General features: G+C 74.8%; 12 protein-coding genes (1 of these 12 only partly in view). 5 read left to right on the top strand and 7 right to left on the bottom strand.

The window, feature by feature from the left end; all coding sequences use genetic code 11:
- Positions 1-30 precede the first annotated feature (30 nt).
- A complete protein-coding gene (locus MQV74_RS20215) occupies positions 31-975 on the top strand; it encodes an aldo/keto reductase (RefSeq protein WP_242719659.1) in 945 nt (314 codons plus the stop codon).
- Positions 976-977: 2 nt separating this feature from the next.
- Here the strand turns inward: MQV74_RS20215 and MQV74_RS20210 are convergent, their stop codons facing one another.
- From MQV74_RS20210 to MQV74_RS20195, 4 genes are all read right to left on the bottom strand, one after another.
- Entirely contained in the window at positions 978-2,315 is a 1,338-nt protein-coding gene (locus tag MQV74_RS20210; RefSeq protein WP_242719657.1) for a PrsW family intramembrane metalloprotease, read from the bottom strand.
- 201 nt (positions 2,316-2,516) lie between these two features.
- On the bottom strand, positions 2,517-3,284 hold the full coding sequence (gene trmB / locus MQV74_RS20205; protein WP_308402287.1) for a tRNA (guanosine(46)-N7)-methyltransferase TrmB: 768 nt from the start codon (positions 3,282-3,284) through the stop codon (positions 2,517-2,519).
- A gap of 59 nt (positions 3,285-3,343) precedes the next feature.
- Positions 3,344-4,552 carry an L-2-hydroxyglutarate oxidase gene (lhgO, locus tag MQV74_RS20200; protein WP_242719655.1) on the bottom strand — a complete coding sequence of 403 codons (1,209 nt, stop codon included), beginning with the start codon at positions 4,550-4,552 and terminating at the stop codon, positions 3,344-3,346.
- Between the two features lie 97 nt (positions 4,553-4,649).
- On the bottom strand, positions 4,650-6,095 hold the full coding sequence (locus tag MQV74_RS20195) for an MFS transporter (protein ID WP_242719653.1): 1,446 nt from the start codon (positions 6,093-6,095) through the stop codon (positions 4,650-4,652).
- A gap of 727 nt (positions 6,096-6,822) precedes the next feature.
- On the opposite strand from MQV74_RS20195, the gene MQV74_RS20190 reads away from it, so the two are divergent.
- Both MQV74_RS20190 and MQV74_RS20185 read left to right on the top strand, forming a co-directional pair.
- Positions 6,823-8,934, top strand: a complete 2,112-nt coding sequence (locus MQV74_RS20190) for an asparagine synthase-related protein (protein WP_242719651.1) — start codon at positions 6,823-6,825, stop codon at positions 8,932-8,934.
- A 178-nt stretch (positions 8,935-9,112) separates the two neighbouring features.
- Positions 9,113-12,436: an ATP-binding protein gene (locus tag MQV74_RS20185; protein WP_242719649.1), complete on the top strand. Its 3,324-nt coding sequence runs from the start codon at positions 9,113-9,115 to the stop codon at positions 12,434-12,436.
- Positions 12,437-12,440: 4 nt separating this feature from the next.
- Here the strand turns inward: MQV74_RS20185 and MQV74_RS20180 are convergent, their stop codons facing one another.
- Complete coding sequence (locus MQV74_RS20180; RefSeq protein WP_242719647.1) at positions 12,441-14,441, bottom strand: sigma-70 family RNA polymerase sigma factor; 2,001 nt, start codon at positions 14,439-14,441, stop codon at positions 12,441-12,443.
- A gap of 211 nt (positions 14,442-14,652) precedes the next feature.
- Positions 14,653-15,453, bottom strand: coding sequence for a TetR/AcrR family transcriptional regulator (locus MQV74_RS20175; RefSeq protein ID WP_242719645.1), 801 nt, complete (start codon positions 15,451-15,453; stop codon positions 14,653-14,655).
- Between the two features lie 374 nt (positions 15,454-15,827).
- Between MQV74_RS20175 and MQV74_RS20170 the strand changes: the two genes are divergently transcribed.
- Positions 15,828-17,183 carry an NAD(P)/FAD-dependent oxidoreductase gene (locus MQV74_RS20170; RefSeq protein WP_242719643.1) on the top strand — a complete coding sequence of 452 codons (1,356 nt, stop codon included), beginning with the start codon at positions 15,828-15,830 and terminating at the stop codon, positions 17,181-17,183.
- Between the two features lie 238 nt (positions 17,184-17,421).
- Positions 17,422-19,098 carry an ATP-binding SpoIIE family protein phosphatase gene (locus MQV74_RS20165; protein ID WP_242719641.1) on the top strand — a complete coding sequence of 559 codons (1,677 nt, stop codon included), beginning with the start codon at positions 17,422-17,424 and terminating at the stop codon, positions 19,096-19,098.
- 71 nt (positions 19,099-19,169) lie between these two features.
- Here the strand turns inward: MQV74_RS20165 and MQV74_RS20160 are convergent, their stop codons facing one another.
- Positions 19,170-20,309, bottom strand: the 3' portion of a protein-coding gene (locus MQV74_RS20160) for an MFS transporter (RefSeq protein WP_242728918.1). 126 nt of this gene lie beyond the right edge of the window; the window shows 1,140 of its 1,266 coding nt (coding positions 127-1,266); its start codon lies beyond the right edge, outside the window; it ends in the stop codon at positions 19,170-19,172.

Below are 20,309 nucleotides of genomic sequence, written 5' to 3'. Positions count from 1 at the left end.
TCCCGACTTCGCAAGGATGTTGGCGCCGGTATGACCACTCTTCGCCCTCTGGGATCGTCCGACCTCGAAGTCTTCCCGCTCGCTCTCGGCGGCAACGTCTTCGGCTGGACCGCTGACCAGGACCAGTCCTTCGCCGTCCTCGACGCCTACGTCGCCGCGGGCGGCAACTTCATAGACACAGCGGACGCCTACACGTTCTGGGTGCCCGGCAACAAGGGCGGCGAGTCCGAGACCGTCCTCGGACGGTGGATGGCCGAGCGCGGCAACCGCGACGAGGTCGTGGTCGCCACCAAGGTCGGCGCGCTGCCCGAGTACAAGGGCCTGTCCGCGAGCACCATCAAGGCCGCCGCCGAGGAGTCGCTGCGCCGCCTCGGCACCGACTACATCGACCTGTACTACACGCACTACGACGACCCGTCCGTGCCCGTCGAGGAGTTCATCACCGCCCTCGACGAGCTGGTGCGGTCCGGCAAGGTGCGCGCGATCGCCGCGTCGAACATCACCGCCGAGCGCCTCCAGGAGTCCCTCGACTTCTCCGACCGCGAGGGCCTGGTCCGGTACGTGGCGCTCCAGCCGCACTACAACCTCGTCTCGCGCGACACCTACGAGGGCCCGCTCCAGGAGATCGCGTCGCGCTCCGGACTCGCCGCCGTGCCGTACTTCGGCCTCGCCGCGGGCTTCCTGACCGGCAAGTACCGCCCGGGCACGGAGGTCGACAGCGCCCGCGCCGAGAAGGCGGGAGAGTATCTGGCCACCGAGCGCGGCCGCCGCGTCCTCACCGCCCTCGACGAGGTGGCGAAGGCCCACGACGCCGAGGTCGCCACCGTCGCCCTCGCCTGGCTCGCCGCGCAGCCGACCGTGGCGGCCCCGATCGCCTCGGCCCGCACCCTGGAGCAGCTTCCGGCGCTCCTCGCGGTGGGCGACCTGGAGCTGACCGAGGCCGAGCTCGCGGCCCTCACGGCGGCCTCCGCCTGACGTCAGGGCCGATAGGGGTTGTGGCACGGGGGAAGCACCGGGCCGTACGCCCCGACGGGCCCGTACGCGGCGTGCGGCAGCGGCACCAGGACCGGGGCCGTCGCCCGCGCCGCGTAGCCGAGCGCGGGCGCGGCCACGGCCCTGCGCTCCCACAGGGCCTGAAGGAGCTCCCGCTCCCGCGCGACGAAGTCGGCGCCCGCCCTGCCGTGCCGGGCGCGGTGGCGCAGGAGCGCCAGGGCCGTCGCGCACGTCTCGTACTCGACGACGGTGCGGCCCGCGGGCTTGCCCAGGTGGAAGGCCGCGTAGTCACGGGCGAGCGTGCGGGCCGGCAGGGAGCCGAGCGCGTAGGGCTCGGGCGCGGTGAACCAGCCCGCGGCCACGTACACGGGCAGCTCGTCGCACACGAGGCGCAGCTCGCGCCGGCGCAGCCAGACGGCCAGCCAGGTGAGAAGGCCGAAGAGCGGCAGCATGAAGGTCGCGTACACGACGAAGAAGCCGTACTCGCCGAAGCCCGCGGAGCCGTTCCAGAAAGCGTGCAGGCCCATCGCGAGGAGCAGCCCGGCGCACGGCAGCAGCGCGCGGCGGGCGGTGCGGTGCTCGGCGGTCACGGCGGCGATGCCGAATCCGATGCCGGTGAGCACGGTGAAGAGCGGATGCGCGAACGGTGACATGACAACGCGGACGAAGAAGGTCGCGGCGGTCACCGAGGCGAGGCCGCTCTCGCCGCTGAGCTGGTCGGTGCCGAAGGCGTTGCCGAGGTAGAGGATGTTCTCGGTGAACGCGAAGCCGGTGGCGGTGACGCCCGCTATCACGAACCCGTCGACGACCCCGGTGAAGTCGGCTCTGCGGAACAGGAAGACGAGCAGGACGGCCGCCGCCTTCGCCGTCTCCTCGACGACGGGCGCTATGACGGTCGCGCCCAGGGTGTCCGCGCTGGTCGGGTCGGCCGTCGCGGTGGCTATCCAGCGGGTCGCGAAGCTGTTCGCCATGATCGCGATCAGCGCGGCCGCGCAGGCGCCCCAGGAGAAGGCGAACAACAGGTTCCGCCAGGGGCCCGGCGCCACCCGGTCCAGCCAGCGGAACGCGGCGATCAGCAGCGGCACGGGGAGCGTGGCGAGGCCGAGCCCCACCAGGAATCCCTCGGTGCCGGTCTGCTCGCGCACCAGGGCGAGGATCACCAGGCCGGAGAGGGCGAGCAGGATGACGAGGCCCGTCCCCCGGATGGCCCCGCGCTGCCACCAGTGCGGACGCCGGGGCCCGGATGTCCCGGCGAACGCGTCGGACCCGGCGGGCCCGCCGGGCGGCGTCGGGTGGCTCGGGACTGCGGGGCTGGTGGCCACGGATCGACCCTAACGAGGGTTGCGGCGGGCCGCGACGGTGCCTCGGCGGTGGCGGGCTGTGGAGCCTGCGGTGCCTCGGCGGTGGCGGGCTGTGGAGCCTGCGGTGCCTCGGTGGTGGCGGGCCGCGGAGCCTGCGGGGCCCTCGGCGGTGGCGGGCCGCGGAGTCGGCGGTGGCCCGGCCCCGGCGGCCCGCGGAGCGCCTCAGCCCCGGGCGAGCGTGGCGGCGCGGCGGAACAGCAGGTCGTTCACGACGTGTCCCTTCCGCAGGCCCTGGCCCTCGAAGCGGGTCAGCGGCCGGAAGTCGGGCCGCGGCGCGTACCCGCCGTCCGCCTGGGTGTTCTCGAAGTCGGGGTGCGCGCCGAGCACCTCCAGCATGTGCTCCGCGTACGGCTCCCAGTCCGTGGCGCAGTGCAGCACCGCGCCGGGCTTGAGCCGGGGCGCGAGCAGCGTCAGGAAGTCCGGCTGGATCAGGCGCCGCTTGTTGTGGCGGGCCTTGGGCCAGGGGTCGGGGAAGTACACGCGCGCGCCGTCCAGGCTCTCTGGGGCGAGCATCTCCCGGAGCAGGATCACGGCGTCGCCGTTGGCGACCCGGATGTTGGACAGGCCGTTCCGCTCCGCGAGATTCAGCAGGTTGCCCTGGCCGGGGGTGTGCACGTCCACGGCGAGGATGTTCGTGTCCGGGTCCGCGGCCGCCATCTGCGCGGTGGCCTCGCCCATGCCGAAGCCGATCTCCAGGACGACGGGCGCCTCGGAGCCGAACAGCTCCTGGAGGTCGAGCACCTTCGCGCCGTCGATGTCGAAGCCCCACTTGGGCCACAGGCGCTGCAGGGCGTCGCCCTGCGCGGTGGTGACCCGGCTGCGGCGCGGCGTGAAGCTGCGGATCCGCCGCTCGAACCGGCCCCCGGAGGGGTCGGGCACGGGACCTTCGGGGAAACGGGGGGCGCCCTTCGGGCGGGAGTTCTCAGACACAGTGCCGTCGATTTTAGTGCGGCGGGACCGGACGGGGGCGCCCCGAGCCGCCGGTCGGGTCAGTGCAGCGCGGCGAGGACCCGGCGGGCCACCTCCCGGCCGATGGGCAGCGAGGCGGTGGCCGCGGGCGAGGGCGCGTTCAGCACGTGCACGGCCCGGGCCCCCTCCTGGATCAGGAAGTCGTCGACGAGGGTCCCGTCCCGCAGCACGGCCTGCGCCCGCACGCCCGCCGCCGCGGGCACCAGGTCCTCGGCCCGCACGCCGGGCAGCAGCCGCCGCACGGCCTGCGTGAACGCCTCCTTGGACAGGGACCTGCGCAGCTCCCCCGCCCCGTACCGCCAGTGGCGCCGGGCGATCTGCCAGGAGCCCGGCCAGGCGAGCGTCGCGGCGAGCTCGCGGGGCCGCACCACCGACCAGTCGTACCCCTCGCGGGCCAGCGCGGGCACCGCGTTCGGCCCGACGTGGACGCCGCCGTCGACGCCGCGCGTGAGGTGCACGCCGAGGAAGGGGAAGGCCGGGTCGGGCACGGGGTACACGAGCCCGCGCACGAGCTCGGGCCGGGCGAGCGTGAAGTACTCCCCCCGGAAGGGCACGATCCGCATGTCGGGCTCGTCGCCGGTCAGCCGGGCGATCCGGTCGCAGTGCAGCCCCGCGCAGTTGACGAGGACCTTGGCGCGCAGGACGTCCCCGCGCGCGGTGCGCACGGCGACGCCGCGGTCGGGGCGGCGGTCGACGTGGACGACGTGGGAGTCGTAGCGCACCTCGGCGCCGGAGGCGTGGGCGAGCTGCTCGGCGACCGCGCCGTAGTCGCAGATGCCGGTGGTGCCGACGTGGATGGCGGCGATGCCCCGCACGTCCGGTTCGTACTCCGCTATCTGGGCGGGGCCGAGCTCGCGGACCGGGATGCCGTTCTCCCGGCCGCGCTGGACGAGGGCGTGCAGCCGGGGCAGCTCGGCGCGGTCGGTGGCGACGATGAGCTTGCCGGTGACCTGGTGCGCGATGCCGTACTCGGCGCAGAACTTGACCATCTCGGCGGCGCCGCCCACGGCGAAGCGCGCCTTCAGGGAGCCCGGGCGGTAGTAGATCCCGCTGTGGATCACTCCGCTGTTCCGCCCGGTCTGGTGGCGGGCGGGGCCCGGCTCCTTCTCCAGGACGGTCACCCGGGTGCCGGGCGCCGCCCGGGTGAGGGCATGCGCGACCGAAAGCCCGACGATGCCGCCCCCGACGACGAGCACGTCACAGTCATACGCCACGGAACCCCGACCCATCGCTCTGCACCTCCCACCCCGATAGTGCCCTGCACCACTGACAACGCCGTTAAACGTGGTCCTGGGCACCCGGGGCCGCGAAGGCCCGTGTCGCCGCTCACGCCGGGGCGACGAGCAGGGGGCGCGCCCGCTCCCGCAGCTCCACCACCCGGGGCTCGTCGCCGTAGGGCTCCAGGCGGTGCAGCAGGTCCTTCACGTACTCCGTGGTGCGTACGGAGGAGATGCGTCCGGCGACCTCCACCGCCCGTACGCCCTGCTCGCAGGCCGCGTCCAGGTTCCCGGACTCCAGCTCGGCGACGGCGGAGACGACGAGCCGCAGGCCGTGGGAGCGGACGAACTCCTCGGTGGGCCGGGACAGCGCCTGCTCCGTGAAGCGCCGCACCTGACGGGGCGCCTTCAGGTCGCGGTAGCACTCGGCGGCGTCCGCGGCGAAGCGGTCGTAGCCGTAGAAGCCGAGCCAGGACGGGTCGTGGTCGCCTTCGCGGGACCGTTCGAGCCAGCCCTCGGAGGCCCGCAGGGCCGCGCCCGCGGCCTGGGCGTCGTGGGCGCGCGCGTGCGCGCGTGCCTCGACGAGCCGGAAGAAGCTCATGGTCCTGGCGGTCGCGAGACTCCTGTTGCGCTCCAGGGCGGCCTGGGCGAGGTCGACGCCCTCGTCGCCGAAGCCCCGGTAGGTCGCCTGGAGGGACATCGACGCGAGGACGTACCCCCCCAGGGGCACGTCGGCGGCCGCGCGGGCCAGGCGGAGCGCCTGGATGTAGTACCGCTGGGCGGCCTCCTGCTGGCCGGTGTCGAAGGCCATCCAGCCGGCGAGCCGGGTCAGCTCGGCGGTGGCGCCGAACAGGGCGCGGCCCACCTCGTCCGAGTACGAGCCGAGGAGCAGCGGAGCCGCCTCGACGCGCAGGCACTCCGGGACCATCGACGAGCGCCAGTCGCCGCCGCCGTACTTGGAGTCCCAGCGCCGCGCGTCCTCGGCGGCCTCGCGCAGTTTCAGCACGTCGCTGTGGCCGACCTTCATCGGGGCGCCGCCCTCGTCGGCCCTGGCCACGTCGCGCGGGCCTTCGCGGCTGACGTCACGGGCCACCGAGCTGTCGGCCGGGGTTATGAGCCAGCGGGACGCGGGCGTGGCGTACGCGCTGACGGCGAAGGAACCGGCCAGGGACTGCCAGATGCCGCCGCCCGCGCGGCGGCCCGCGAGGTCGAGGCGGTACAGCTCGGTCGCCGACTTCACCGCGGCGCCGACGTCGCGCGGGAAGGCGAGGCCCACTTCGGGCGCCGGGTCCGCGTCGGCGAGGCCGATCTCGTGCAGGGGCACGGGGCGGCCGAGCTTCTGGCCGATGGCGGCGGCGATGAGGTGCGGCGCGGCGCCCTGCGGCACCATCCCCTTGGACACCCACCGGGCCACCGAGGTCTTGTCGTACCTGAGCGTCAACCCGCGTTGAGCACCGAGGTCGTTGACCCTGCGCGCGAGCCCCGCGTTGCTGATTCCCGCGAGGGCGAGAACGGTGCCGAGCTTTTCGTTCGGCCCGCGTTGCTCCCTGGACATGCGCCACCCCTCGGACACAGACGGCTGCCGGGCAGTGGCGTGACCGCGCGGCATTCGTGCTGCCTTCCCCCCGGGGGCGGCTACCGGGGGTCACCGGTGCGAACGGCGTGTCGCGCGCCGTTTCCCGATCCCGGCCCGCAAGAGCACGTGGCCGAGCCCCCAGGTATATGCCTCCGCGAAAACAACAGCACACCCAGCGTAGTTCGGCGAATCCCAAGCGTTAAGAGGCGTAGTTCCGTATGGCGAGATTGTTGTCCGTACGGGCGTGCGGCACCGTCGGAGCGTGCTCCGGGTGTGTGGCCGTGCGCCCGTGCGTGCGCTCTTCTACGGCCACCGGGAGGGCGTTTCCATGGATGACGCGTGGGTCGGCCCGCTGCGCTGGAGTCAGCGGGCTGGGGGACACCGCCGCCTCCATCCCCGCGGGCGGCGGACCGGTCCGGGAGGCGAACACCGCCTCCCGGGCTGTGCGTTGGCCGTCCCGGCCCTGGGGGGCGTGTTCGGCCACGGCTGAATTGGCCGAAAATCGCCCCTGCCTGCCCGCGCTCCAGCCGTCCCACGTCCCGGTGTTGACGTCGTTGCGACCTCAACCATAGATCGCCCGGGGCGCGTTCGCGCCGGTACGAGCGCCGTCGTAGACCCTCTCGCACGCCTCCTTCGTGGCAGCATGGGTCCCCAGTCCCTCGATTCCGGAGGGTCACTGGTTTGTCCACAGGCTGTGGAGGCGGCGATGCGGTGGTTGGTGGGGTGGAGCAGTACCACCGCGAGGCCCTCGGCCGCCCTCGGCACGGCGGGCGCCTCCGGGGACGACGGCGAGACCGTCCACCCCGTGGGCTCCCAGCTCCTCTGGGGCGACCCCGACCCCCTGTGGGCGGTCGGTGACTGGCGCCCCGACGAGGTGCGCACCGTCAAGGCCGACGACGAGACCCGCATCGCCGTGCTCGGCATCTGCGGGGCGAGCGACGAGGAGCTGCGGGCCAGCCTGTTCGCCGCCCGCGGCGGCGCGCTGCGGCACCTGACCGCCTGGCCCGGCAGCTACACCGCGGTCGTCCAGGTCGGCCGCCGCGTGATGGTCGCGGGCGACCTGGCGGGCGCCCGGCCCGTGTTCCACACCCCGTGGGCGGGCGGCACGGCGTACGCGACGGCCGCCCTGCCGCTGGCCGACCTCATCGAGGCCCACCTGGACATCGGCCACCTCGCGGCGCTGCTCGCCGCCCCCGACGTCCCGGAGGCGCTGCACGACTCGACGCCGTACCAGGGCGTGCGGCGCGTGCCCCCGGGGCATGCGCTGATCCTCCGCGCGGGCGCGCGCGAGGTCGCCGGGTACGAACCCGTCGCGTCCCTCGCCGTCGCGGCTCCGCCGACCGACGAGGCCAGCGCGGTGGAGGGCGTCCGGGACGCCCTCGTCGAAGCCGTACGCGCGCGGCTGCGGGCCCCGCGGCACGTCCCCGGCACCGACATCGACCCCGGCCCCGTCCCCGGCATGGGCCCCGCCGAGCGGCGCGCGGCCCGCGGCATGCCGGTGCCCGGCATCGGCGCCGACCTCTCCGGCGGCCCCGCCTCCGGCACCCTCGCCCTGCTCGCGGCGGGCCTGCCCGGGATGCCCGGCACGGTCCTCGGCCACGGCACCGGCGCGGGCGAGCGGCTCCTCGCCGTCACCTTCAACGACCTCGCCACGGGCGGCCGCGAGGCCGAGCTGGAGCGCGCGGGCACCATCGCCGCCAACCCCCGGCTGCACCACGTCGTCGTCGCCGGGGGCGAGGAGAGCCTCCCGTACGCCGACCTGGAAGGACCGCTGACCGACGAGCCCAGCGGCGTCCTCGTCGCCGCCCAGCGCCACCGCGCCCGCCTCGCCTCGGGCAGCGCGGACCACTTCACCGGCTACGGCGCCCGGCAGGTCCTCGACGCCCACCCGGCGCGCCTGGCCGACCTCCTGATGGACCGCAAGCGACGCCACCTGGTGCGGCCGGTGACCGCCCTCGCCAAGGCCGAGGGCTCCGTCCTGGTCCCCGCGCGCGTGTACGGCGCCGCGCGCCGCCTCGCCCGCACGGCACACCGCGCGGGCGTCGAGACCCTCGCCGACCGCCTCCTGCACCGCAGCTTCGAGGAGCCGGGCGGCGCCGTGGGCGCCTCGCTCGCCGCCCTCGCGTGGGCCAGACCGGGTCCCGCCGCGCGCTGGCTCACCGGTGAGGCCCTCGCAGAAGTATCGGTTCGCCTTCAGGAGACGACGACCCGCCCCGGGCCCGGGCCCGGACAGCGCCCCGGCGAGTTCCGCGCGCGGGCCGCCCTCTTCCGGCACGCGGCCGACCTGCGCGTCCTGGAGCAGGCCGCGGAGGTCCGCTTCCAGCGCCTGCACGCGCCCTTCCTGGACAACCAGGTCGTCCGCGCCTGCCGGGCCCTCCCGGAGTCCGTACGGGTACGTCCCGGGGCGCGCGCCCAGATCCTGCGCACGGTCCTCGAAGGCGCGGGCGTCAGCGAACTCCCGCCCGGCTGGGGCGCGCCGTCCCACGCCTCGAACGCGGCCGCGGCCCGCACCGGCCTGCGCACGGCGGTGGACGGCCTGCTCGCCCTCTTCGACACGCCCCTGCTCGCGCAGGCGGGCCTCGTCGAGGCCCGCGTCGTCCGCAAGGCGCTGCGTGCGGCGGCCGAGGGCGAACGGGTACCGCTCGACGGCCTCGCCGACCTGGTCGCCACGGAGGTGTGGCTGCGGCGGCTGCTGTCCCGGCGCGGCACCTGCTGGACCGGCACACCGGCACGTCAACGTGCCGTCCCTACGGGGACGGTGGTCCCCCAGCAGGGCACCCTGGGGGCTGCCAGGACACCGCACTCGCTGCCGCACTGAGCATGCAGGGCGGGGTGTTTCAGCCCGTCCGGCGTCCGAGGACAAGCACGGAGCGCGATCAGGCGGGGTCCAGGGGCGGCAGCTCCGGTTTCGGGAAGGGGCGGGCTTGGGGAGCCCCCCGGCAGGGCCCCACGAAAACCTCGCAGCGCCCCCGCCCCCGACGAGCCAGAATGACCCCGTGCGGTATCGAGTCCTGGGCGCCACCGAGGCGTACGACGACGCGGGAGCCCCCGTCCCGGTGGGCGGCCCCCGCCTGCGCGCCCTCCTCGCGGCCCTGGCCGCCCGCGCGGGCCGCACCGCGCCCGTCGACACCCTCATCGACGACATCTGGGCGGACGCCCCGCCCGCGGACGCCCCGGCCGCGCTCCAGGCCCTCGTGGGCCGCCTCCGCAGAGCTCTGGGCAAGGACGCCATCGCCTCGGAGCCCGGCGGCTACCGCCTCGCCGCCGCCCCCGACGACGTCGACCTCCACCGCTTCGAACGCCTGGCCCGCGAGGGCACCGCAGCCCTGGACCGGGGCGAGCCCGAGGCGGCCGCCCGCACCCTGCGCGAGGCCCTCGCCCTGTGGCACGGCCCCGCGCTCGCCGACCTGCCCGACCGCACGGCCGCCACCCGCCCGGAGGCCCGGCGCGCGGAGGCCGCCCGCGCGCGGGTCGAGGCGGACCTGCTGCTCGGCCGGGCCGCGGACCTCGTACCGGAACTACGGGAGTTGACCGCCACTCAGCCCTACGACGAGACCCTGCACGCCCTGCTGATCCGGGCGCTGCGCGACGCGGGCCGGGGCGCGGACGCGCTCGCCGCGTACGAACACTCGCGCCGCACCCTCGCGGACGGGCTCGGCGCCGACCCGGGCCGGGAACTGCGGGCGCTGCACGCGGAGTTGCTGGCGGAGCCGGTGCCGCCGGAGGGCGGTGCTCCGGAAGGGGGCCGTGCCTCGCGGGCGGATGCCGGGAGGGACGACCAGGGCGTACGGGCACGGGCCCCACGCCGTGAGCGGAAGGGGAACATCCGCCCCCGTCTGACCTCTTTCGTCGGCCGGGAACCCGAACTCGCCGCCATCCGTTCGGACATGCGGAGGGCCCGACTGGTCACGCTGACCGGACCGGGCGGCTCCGGCAAGACCCGCCTCGCCGAGGAAGCCGCCGCCGGGCATCCCAGCGCATGGCTGGCCGAGCTCGCCCCGCTCGACCGGCCGGAGGCGGTCCCCGGCGCGGTCGTCAGCGCGCTCGACCTGCGCGAGACCGTGCTGATCACGAGCGAGCTGACCGCTCCGCAGGACGACCCCGTCGCCCTGCTCGTCGAGTACTGCGCCCCGCGCAGCCTGCTCCTGCTCCTTGACAACTGCGAACACGTCATCGGCGCCGCCGCCGAACTCGCCGAGACCCTCCTCACCCGCTGCCCGGACCTCACCATCGTCGCGACCAGCCGCGAACCGCTGGGCGTGCCGGGCGAGGCCGTGCGCCCCGTGGAGCCGCTGCCGCCCGACCCGGCGCACCGCCTGTTCGCCGAGCGTGCCGCCGCCGTGCGCCCCGGCTTCGACGCCACCGCGGACGCCGCCGCCGTCGACGAGATCTGCCGCCGCCTCGACGGCCTGCCCCTGGCCATCGAGCTGGCCGCCGCCCGCCTTCGGCTGCTCACACCCCGGCAGATCGCCGACCGCCTCGACGACCGCTTCCGCCTGCTCACCAGCGGCTCCCGCACGGTCCTGCCCCGCCAGCAGACCCTGCGGGCGGTCGTCGACTGGTCCTGGGACCTCCTGGACGAGGCCGAGCGCACGGTCCTGCGCGAGGTCTCCGTCTTCGCGGGCGGCTGGGACCTGGAGGCCGCCGAGGCCGTGTGCACCGGCCCCGCCGCCGACCTCATCGGCGCCCTCGTCGACAAGTCCCTCGTCGTCGCGACCCCCGGCGCCGGACCCGAGGACCCCGACATGCGCTACCGCATGCTGGAGACCATCCACGAGTACGCGACCGAGCGCGCCGCCGAGACCCCCGCTGCCCGCGCCGCCGCCGAGGACCGCCACGGCGCGTACGTGCGCGCCCTCGTGGAGCGCGCCGAGCCGCTGCTGCGCTCCGCCGGGCAACTGCCGTGGATCCGCCGCCTGGAGTCCGAGCTCGACAACATCCGCGCGGCCCTGCACCGCGCCGTCGAGCACCGGGACGAGGAGCGGGCCCTCGCCCTCGCCCTCGGCATGGGCTGGTTCTGGTGGCTGCGCAACTACCAGACGGAGGGTTCGGACTGGGTCGGCCGCGTCCTTGGCTGCATCGTGCGGCCCGAGCCCCCGGAGGCCGCGGCCGGGCCGTCGCCCCTCGCCGCCTCCCCGCTGGCCCCCGGCGCCGCCGGGCTCGACGCCGACCTCGCCGACGAGGGCCACCCGAGGCACTGGCCCCGGATGGCCCTGCGGATGCTGCACCTGTTCCTGACGGTGGAGGCGGGGCCCGCGGACGTGCTCGCCGACGACGAAGCCCGGCGGTACATCCGCCGCGTCCGGGACACGCTGGCCCGGCCCGTGCCCGCGAGCGGCCTCTTCCCGGGGCTGCTCTGGCCGTTCACGATGTACTTCCTCGACGAGCCGCACAACGTGGTGCCGTCCCTGGACACGGCGGTCGCCAACTGCCGGCGCTTCGGCGGCGACTGGGAGATCGCGGTCACCCTGATGTTCCGGGTGCACACCGTCATCGACCGGCCCGGCCTCCTCGCCGGGGTCGACGAGGACCTGAGGGAGCTGCGCACGCTGAGCGGACGCGTGGGCGACCGCTGGCTGCGCGCGCAGGTCAGCAGCGCGGCGGGGGAGGCGGCGATGTCCCGCGGCCACCACGCGGACGCGCGCCGGGAGTACGAGGAGGCGCTGCACCTCGCGTACGAGGTGGGGGCGCACGCCGAGACCACGTTCCTGCTCGCCCGCCTCGCCGAGATCGCCTACCGCGAGGGCGACCGCGAGCTGGCCGCGAAGGGCCTGGACGAGGCGAGCGCAGAGGCCGACCGGTTCGGGGTCCCGGACGCCCGCGCGTTCGTCTGTCTGATGCGTGCCTCCCTGGCCATCGACGAAGGTGACGTGGTGCGGGCGCGCGCCCTGTGCGAGGCGGCCCGCAAGGAGGGCGAGCGCGGCACGCTGCCGCCGCAGTTCGGGGCGGGCCTCGGCAATGTGGAGGCCCGGGTCACCGCCGCCGAGTCGGGCCCCGGGGCCGGGCTCGCCGTGCTCGCCGACGTGCTGCGCGACGCCTTGCACCACCACTGCTCGGAGCCGGTCACGGCCAGTCTGGTGGACGTGGGCGCCGCGCTGTTCCTGCGCCTTCACGACCACGCCCGCGCGGCCCGGCTGCTCGCCCGGGCCACGCGCTGGCGGGGCGGCCACGAGCGCTCCGTGCCGGAGCGGGCCCTCGCCGAGCGCGTCGAGACCGAGGCCGGCCAGGCCCTGGGGCCGGGGGCCTACGAGCGGGAGCGGGCGGCGGGCGCCGCGCTGACCGTCGACGAGGTCCTGGCGGAGCTGGCCCCGCCGCGCTGAGCGCTCAGGTGCAGCGGAGGCGGGACTGCGCCCAGTCCGCGAGGGCCACCGAGTCGAAGTGCGTATGCGGCTCGACGACCAGACGGATCGTCTTGCGGCCGGTCAGACCGACCCGTACGGGCACGGCCGGATCACCGCCCTTGACCAGCTGCGACTGCCACAGGCGCACCCCGTCGGCGTACACGGAGAACCGCACCTGGCCGAGGGGCATCGTCATGTCGTCGACGCCGACGAGCGCCTCGTACGAGGTGCACGTGCGGTTGAGGTCGATGGTCACGGAGGAGGAGCCGTGCACGGTCACGCCGTGGCCGTACCGCTTGTCCCCGATGGACATGCCCCAGCGCTGCCACACCCAGCTGCTCTCGCCGAGCCGCATCTCGGGCTTGGTGCCGTCGCCGGTGAGGCCGTACTCCAGCTCGTTCCACTGGTAGACGACCGGTGCGGGGGGCGGTGTCGGCGTGGGGGTCGGCGTGGGCGTGGGCCTGGGCGGCGTCGGCCGGGGCTTCGGCGGCGGGGGCGGCTTCGGCTTGGGTTTCGGCGGTGGCGGCTTCGGCGTCGGCTTGGGAGCGGGCTTCGGCGGCGGCTTCGGCTTGGGCTCGGCCTTCACGGGCGGCGCGGGCTTCGGTCGCGACGGGGGCGGCGGCTCCGGCTTCGGCAGCGGCTTCGAGGGCGGCGGATTGCGCGGGATCACCGGCGGCTGGGCGGAGGTCGGCTGCGGCTTCGCCTCCGGCGGATCCTTCTTCTCCGGGCCCCCGGCGAGCGCGACCGCCACGGCCACCCCGGCCGCGACGACACCCGCCACGATGCCGACCTTCGCCGGGGTGCCGAGGCCCTCGGCGGCCGCGCCGCCCCCGGCCGCTCCGGCGCCGCCCGAGGCGCTGCCCGCGGCCGCGCCCGCGGCACCCGCCGCGCCCGCGCCCGCGACGCCGCCCCCGATGAGGGCGGCCACCTTGGCGTATCCGGCGGCACCGAACCAGCCGATGACGGCCACCGGCACGACGGCGGGGATGCCGCTGGCGACTTCCTTGATCTGGCCGGCGGCGAGACGGCAGTTGGCGCACTCCTCCAGGTGCTTGCGCAGGCCCCGCTCGGCGCGGGTGCGCAGGCCGCCGCGGGCGTAGGCACCGAGCCGGTCGGCGTAGCGCGCGCACTCCTCGCTCTCGGTGAGCGTGGCGCTCACATGGGCCTGGAGATAGGCCTGTTTGAGGCCTTCGCGGGCGCGGCTCGCGAGCACGCGCGTGCCGTTGGCGTCCAGGCCGAAGAGCGTGGCGACGTCGCTCGGCGACTCGTCCTCGACCTCCGTGTGCCACAGCACGGCCTGCCAGCGCTCGGGCAGGCTGCGGAAGGCCTGCATGGCGAGCGACTGCTCGGCCTCGTGCATGGCCCGCACGTCCGCGCCCAGGTCCAACGTTTCGTCGTCGGACACCTCGGAGCCCCGGGCCGCCTGCGCGGCGAAGACCGCGAAGTCGTCGACGAGCTGCTCCCGCTTCGCCGACTTCGTCCACCCGGCGGCGACGCGCCGCACCGTGGTCAGCAGATAGGCGCGCACCGCGTGCTCGGGCCCGGAACCGGACCGCACGGCCTGGAGCATCCGCGCGAACACCTCGGCCGTGAGGTCGTCCGCGGTGTGCGCGTCGCGGCAGCAGGTGCGGGCATAGCGGCGCACCGCGTCGGCGTGCCTGCGGTACAGCTCCTCGTACGCGGAGTCCTCGCCCGCCCGCATCCGGGCGATCAGATCGGCGTCGGGGGGTGGCGAAGCGTCACCGCCACGAGCGCCGGGCGTCCCGGCCTCCGTGCCGGGTGCGCCGGGCGAGCCGCTGCCGCGCTGGGGTGGCACGCTCGGGTCGGGGCCTGGCACACCGGAACCGGCGGCGGCGCCGGACGCGGAACCGCTCGTGCTCCCGCCGCCACCGCCGGGGCCGCCCTGGCTCGGCACCTGCCGGGAGGGCAGTCCGCCCGACTCGCCACCGGTGGAGCTGGGCTCGTCCCGCCCGTCAACACTCATCGCGGACAGCCCCCGCATGCACACTCAGACCCGGACACCGGGAAAGAGTGCCACACGGCCGCGCCCCGTCGAATAGGGACGACAAGCAACCACCCGTCCGGGGCGAGTTACCGCAACCGAGCGCTACCGTTCACCCATTCGGGGAATGCTCAACTCCTGTGCGTATCCGTGGAGTTGAGCATTCCGGGACCGTGGAGGCCCGAACGGGTGTTTACGAAGGCCGCGACCGCAGCCCCTCGAGGAGGATGTCGAGGAGCCGGGACGAGGCCGCGGCCTGCTGCGCCGCGTCCGGCAGCGAAGGCGCCGCCGTCGCTATCACGAGCAGCACGTCGGACACGGTCACGTCCGCGCGCAGCTCACCCGCCGCCCGCGCCCGATCCACGAGCCGCCCGACCACGTCGAGCAGCGCCGCGGCACCCGCGTCGTCGCTCTCCCGGGCCGGAGCGGGCCGCTGCTCCACCAGCCGCAGCTCCGGCGAGAGCGCCGGAGGCACCTGGCGCTGCTGCGGCACGCGGACCTCGGCGGCGTCCGCCACCCTGGTCCCGTCCACCGCGGCCGCGCCGTCGGTTCCCTCGCCCTCGTCCACGCTCACGCGCAGCACCTGGGGCGGAAGGAGCCGCCCCGCGCCCGAGGCCACGGACGTCCGCAGGAAGCGCGAGAGCGCCGACCACGGTTCGTCCTCCTGGCCGAGTGCCGCGCGGGCCTGCTCGGTCAGCCGGGAGGTCTCCTCCTCGGCTATCCGTCGCACCAGTACGTCCTTGCTCGGGAAGCGGCGGTAGACCGTGCCCACGCCGACGCGGGCCCGCCGTGCCACGTCCTCCATCGGCGCGCCGTACCCCAGCTCGCCGAAGACTTCGCGCGCCGCGCGCAGGACGTGCTCGAGATTCCGCTGCGCGTCCACGCGCAGCGGCGTCGTACGCGCTACGTCCCCCACTTCCCGTCCGTTTCCGCCCGAGGCGACGGCGGGTGCCGACGCTGTCGCGGAAGTCCAGTGAGAGTCCTGAATGTGCATATGTGTTCCCCCGGTAATGACGTCTCCCCCCGGAGACACTCCCCGCCATGTGATGACCGGCGTGTGAGGAGCGAGCTGCGCACGAATCCGGCAAACCGGACTCGACGAGCGCATCCCCCGACACCCCGACGTCACACGAACATAGTTGAGCCAGAGTCAATTCAGAAGGGGTGGGTTCCGCACGGGGTGCCCCCCGATCGGAGTACGCACCGTTTCCCACCCGATTGCACCCCGCGCCACCACCCTGCCACCACCCTCTGACCTGCGCACATTCCACCCGGTCTGCCAAGTGGAGCGGCTGCCGCCAACCAAGGCTTCCAGTCATACAAATTGCTGAGCCTGTGGACAAACGCGAAGTGCGGGTGCGTCATGGGATGGTGACGGAACCTGTGCGCATTCTCGTTGTCGGCGGTGGCTACGTCGGGATGTACACCGCGCTGCACCTCCAGCGGAAACTCAAGCAGGAGCTGCGGCGGGGCGAGACGGAGATCGTCGTGATCTCGCCCGATCCGTATATGACGTACCAGCCGTTCCTGCCCGAAGCCGCGGCCGGCTCGATCTCCCCGCGCCACGTCGTCGTCCCGCTGCGCCGCGTCCTCGACCGGTGCCGCGTGGTCGTCGGCGAGGTCACGTCGGTCGACCACGCCAAGCGCACCGCGTCCTTCACGACGCTCGCCACCCGCGAGGAGGGCACGGGCCCCCTCGCCCTCACGTACGACGAGCTCGTGCTCGCCCCCGGCTCCATCTCGCGCACCCTGCCCGTGCCCGGCCTCGCCGACTACGGCATCGGCTTCAAGACCGTCGAAGAGGCCATCGGACTGCGCAACCACGTCATTGAGCAGATGGACATCGCCTCCTCGACGCGCGACCCCGCCGTCCGCGACGCCGCCCTGACGTTCGTCTTCGTGGGCGGCGGCTACGCGGGCGTGGAGGCGCTCGGCGAGCTGGAGGACATGGCCCGCTACGCCGCCCGGTACTACCACAACGTCAAGGCCGAGGACATGAAGTGGATCCTCGTCGAGGCCTCCGGGCGCATCCTGCCCGAGGTCGGCGAGGAGATGGGCAAGTACACGGTCCGCGAGCTGCGCCGGCGCAACATCGACGTACGCCTGGAGACCCGGCTCGATTCCTGCGAGGACCGCGTCGCCGTCCTCAGCGACGGCGCCCGCTTCCCCACCCGTACGGTCGTGTGGACCGCGGGCGTCAAACCGCATCCGCTGCTCGCCGCCACGGACCTGCCGCTGACCGAACGCGGCCGCCTGAAGTGCACCGCCGAGCTGTCCGTCGACGGCGCCCCGCACGCGTGGGCCGCGGGCGACGCGGCCGCCGTCCCCGACGTCACCGCCGAGCAGCCGGGCACCGAGTGCGCGCCCAACGCCCAGCACGCCGTGCGCCAGGCCAAGGTCCTCGGCGACAACATCGCCGCATCACTGCGCGAACAGCCCCTCCAGGAGTACCGGCACAAGTACGTCGGCTCCGTGGCCTCCCTGGGACTGCACAAGGGCGTCGCCCACGTCTACGGACGCAAGCTGAAGGGCTACCCTGCCTGGTTCATGCACCGCGTCTACCACCTCAGCCGGGTGCCCACCGTCAACCGCAAGTCCCGCGTGCTCGCCGAATGGACGCTGTCCGGCCTGTTCAAACGCGAGATCGTCTCCCTGGGCTCACTGGAACACCCGCGCGCGGAGTTCGAACTCGCGGCCGGGGGCGAGCGCCCGAAGGAGTCCTGATGACCTCCGGCCGGAACTGCCCGAGCAGGACCGGCGTCTGACGGATGTCAGTCCGGTCGGCCAGACTGGACGTGTGACCATGAGCGGGCCCGCAAGAGGGCACCTGAGAAGCAAGGGTCCGCTCCACGCCATGCTGTGTCTTCCCGGGAGGCGGCGCCGCACGCCGCACCGCCACCGGCCGAACGCCCGGCCGTACACCCCCGCCCGATCCAGAAGCGACACCACGAGGCCTACCGCAGTGAACTTCACGCGCTGGAGCGCCCGGCTCCCCGGAACACAGCGCCGCGCCGCGGCGCGCGCCGAGACCGGCGGCTCCCCGGCACAGCGAGGCGAGAGCTCCGTCCCCGCGGCCCGCGCCGAGCGCGTCGCGGAGCATCCCACCGAAGGCGTCGACGCTCCCGGGGGCGTCGACGGGCTCCCCGCCCGCGAGGTCCTCGACAGCATCCCGGCCCTCGTGGCCCTCGTGCACGGCCCCGACCACCGCATCGCGTACGTCAACGACGCGTACGCCACGGCGTTCGGCCCCCGCCCCACCGGTGCCCCCGCGCGCGAGGCGCTGCCCGAGCTGGAGGAGGTCGGGCTCCTGCCGCTCCTGGACCAGGTGCTGCGCAGCTCCAAGCCGCGCACGGTCAAGTCCCGCAAGGTGCCCGGCGGCCGTTCGTACACGTTCACGTGCACCCCCGTGTCGCTGCCCCTGGGCGGGCCCGTCACGGATGCCCAGGACGGCGGGGTGCTGGTCTTCGCCGCCGACGTCACCGACCACGCCGACGCCGCCGAGCGCCTGCGCGCCAGCGAGCGCAGCCAGCGCGAGACCGCCGTCACGCTGCAACGCTCGCTGCTGCCCCAGGAGTTGGAGCAGCCCGACGACCTGCGCATCGCCGCCACGTACCAGCCGGGCGGCACCGAGGCCGCGGTCGGCGGCGACTGGTACGACGTGATCACGCTCGGCGGCGGCCGCACCGCCCTGGTCATCGGCGACGTCATGGGGCGCGGGGTGCGCGCGGCGGCCGTCATGGGCCAGCTCCGCACGGCCGTGCGCGCCTACGCCCGCCTCGACCTGCCGCCGCACGAGGTCCTGCAGCTCCTCGACGGCCTCGCCGCGGAGATCGACGCCAGCCAGATCGCCACGTGCGTGTACGCCGTCCACGACCCGAACGAGGGCAGCCTGTCGTACGCCTCGGCGGGCCACCTGCCGATCCTCGTCCGCGACGAGAACGGCACGATCCACCGCGCGGACGAGCCCACGGGCCCGCCGCTGGGCACCGGCGGCTGGCTGCACGCCTCCGGCTCCGTGCCGCTCGGCCCGGGATCCACCGCCGTGCTGTACACGGACGGCCTCGTGGAGCGCCGCAGCGAGGACATCGACGAGGGCGTCGCGTCCCTGGAGCGGGCCCTGGGCGGCGCCACCGGCACGCCCCAGGTGGTCTGCGACCGCCTGATCCGGGCCCTGGGGGTCACCGCCGACCACGACGACGACGTCGCGGTCCTCGTCCTCCAGCAGCCCGCCCGCACCGGCGCCGACGCGGAGCTGTTCCGCAACGCGGCCCTGGAGCTGCTCGGCGGCGTGGAGGCGGCCCCACGCGCGCGTGCCTTCGCCACCGGCGTCCTCGCCAGCTGGCGGTTCCCGCCGGAACTGCTCGACCTGGGCGTCCTGGCCACCAGCGAGCTCGTCGCGAACTCCCTGCAGCACGGCACCCCGCCGATGCGCCTGCGGCTGCGCCGCACCGACCGCCGGCTGATCATCGAGGTCACCGACGGCGACGACCACCTGCCCAGGCGCCGCCGCGCCGAGCCCGCGGACGAGGCGGGCCGCGGCATCGCGATCGTCGCCACGATCGCCTCGAACTGGGGCTCGCGCCGGACGCCCGGCGGCGGCAAGGCCGTGTGGTGCGAGTTCGCGCTCCCGCGCGCGTAGGCCCTGATACGACGACGCGCGCGTGGGCATCGCCCACGCGCGCGTAGCCGACGACGTGCCCGACCGGCCCCTCAGGAGTGGGCGGTCACGGCCTCCGGGGCGCTCTGGGCGACGACCCTGCTCTTCTGGGCGTACGGGTGGTTCTGCGCCGGCGTGAGGTGCTTGCCGAGCCGCAGCGCGAGCACCGTGATGCCCAGCGAGAAGAGCAGGAACGTCACGACGTACGGAGCGTGCAGCGTGGCGCCCATGGGCCCGCCCACGGCCGGGCCGACCGCCAGGGCCAGCTGCTTGACCAGGGCGAAGGCCGAGTTGTACCGGCCGACCATCGACTCCGGCGCCAGATCGGCGACCAGCGGCGCCACGGTCGGCGCGAGCATGGTCTCGCCGATCCCGAAGAGCGCGTACGTCGAGATGAAGGCGGCGGTGGCCATGGCCTGGCTGCCGTGGCCGAGGCCCGCGTAGCCCGCGGCGATCCACGCGACGGCCCAGATGAGGCCCACGGCCGCGATCACCTGCGAGCGCCTGCGGCGCTCGACGAACCGCAGGACGGCGAACTGGGCAACGACGATCGCGCCGGTGTTGGCGGCGAGCGCGATGCCGAGGGTCGACGGCGAGATCCCGGCGGCCTCCACGCCGTACGCGGACAGGCCGGACTCGAACTGGCCGTAGCAGGCGAAGAACAGCACGAAGCCCAGGACGCACAGCTGGAGCATCACGGGGTTGCGGAAGACGTCCTTCATGCTGCCCCGGGCCTGCGGCGCGGCGTCCGCGATCCGGGGCGAGCGGGGCAGGCGCGTGGTCAGCATGACGCCGACGAGCACCAGGAAGATCACGGTCTCGATGGCGAAGAGCAGTGTGAAGTCGCTGGGCCGCTCGTGCTTGACGAGCTGGCCGCCGATCAGGCCGCCGACGCCGAGGCCCAGGTTCTGCAGGAAGAACTGAGTGGCGAACGCGCGCGTGCGGGTGTCGGGCGTGGAGCACTCGACGATCATCGTCGCGAGCGCGGGCTGCATGACGGCCTGGCCCGCGCCGAGCGCGCCCGCCGAGAGCAGGACGAGGGGGGCACTGGCCGCCAGGCCCAGGCTCAGGGCGCCGACGGCGGCGGTGAGCAGGGCGGCGATGAGGACGGGCAGCGGTCCGCGCCGGTCGATGGCCCGGCCGGAGAACGGCAGCACGATGAGCGCGGCCACCGCGAAGGCGGCGAGCACGAG

Source organism: Streptomyces sp. AN091965, from assembly GCF_022698285.1.
Classification (GTDB): domain Bacteria; phylum Actinomycetota; class Actinomycetes; order Streptomycetales; family Streptomycetaceae; genus Streptomyces.
This window is presented reverse-complemented; position numbering and strand designations above follow the sequence as displayed.

Excerpts from the sequence above, each read along its gene's own strand:
- MQV74_RS20180 (WP_242719647.1), bottom strand. The coding sequence starts at position 14,441 with ATGAGTGTTGACGGGCGGGACGAGCCCAGCTCCACCGGTGGCGAGTCG.
- MQV74_RS20195 (WP_242719653.1), bottom strand. The coding sequence starts at position 6,095 with ATGTCCAGGGAGCAACGCGGGCCGAACGAAAAGCTCGGCACCGTTCTC.
- MQV74_RS20170 (WP_242719643.1), top strand. The coding sequence starts at position 15,828 with ATGGTGACGGAACCTGTGCGCATTCTCGTTGTCGGCGGTGGCTACGTC.
- MQV74_RS20190 (WP_242719651.1), top strand. The coding sequence starts at position 6,823 with ATGCGGTGGTTGGTGGGGTGGAGCAGTACCACCGCGAGGCCCTCGGCC.
- MQV74_RS20175 (WP_242719645.1), bottom strand. The coding sequence starts at position 15,453 with ATGCACATTCAGGACTCTCACTGGACTTCCGCGACAGCGTCGGCACCC.
- MQV74_RS20215 (WP_242719659.1), top strand. The coding sequence starts at position 31 with ATGACCACTCTTCGCCCTCTGGGATCGTCCGACCTCGAAGTCTTCCCG.
- lhgO (WP_242719655.1), bottom strand. The coding sequence starts at position 4,552 with ATGGGTCGGGGTTCCGTGGCGTATGACTGTGACGTGCTCGTCGTCGGG.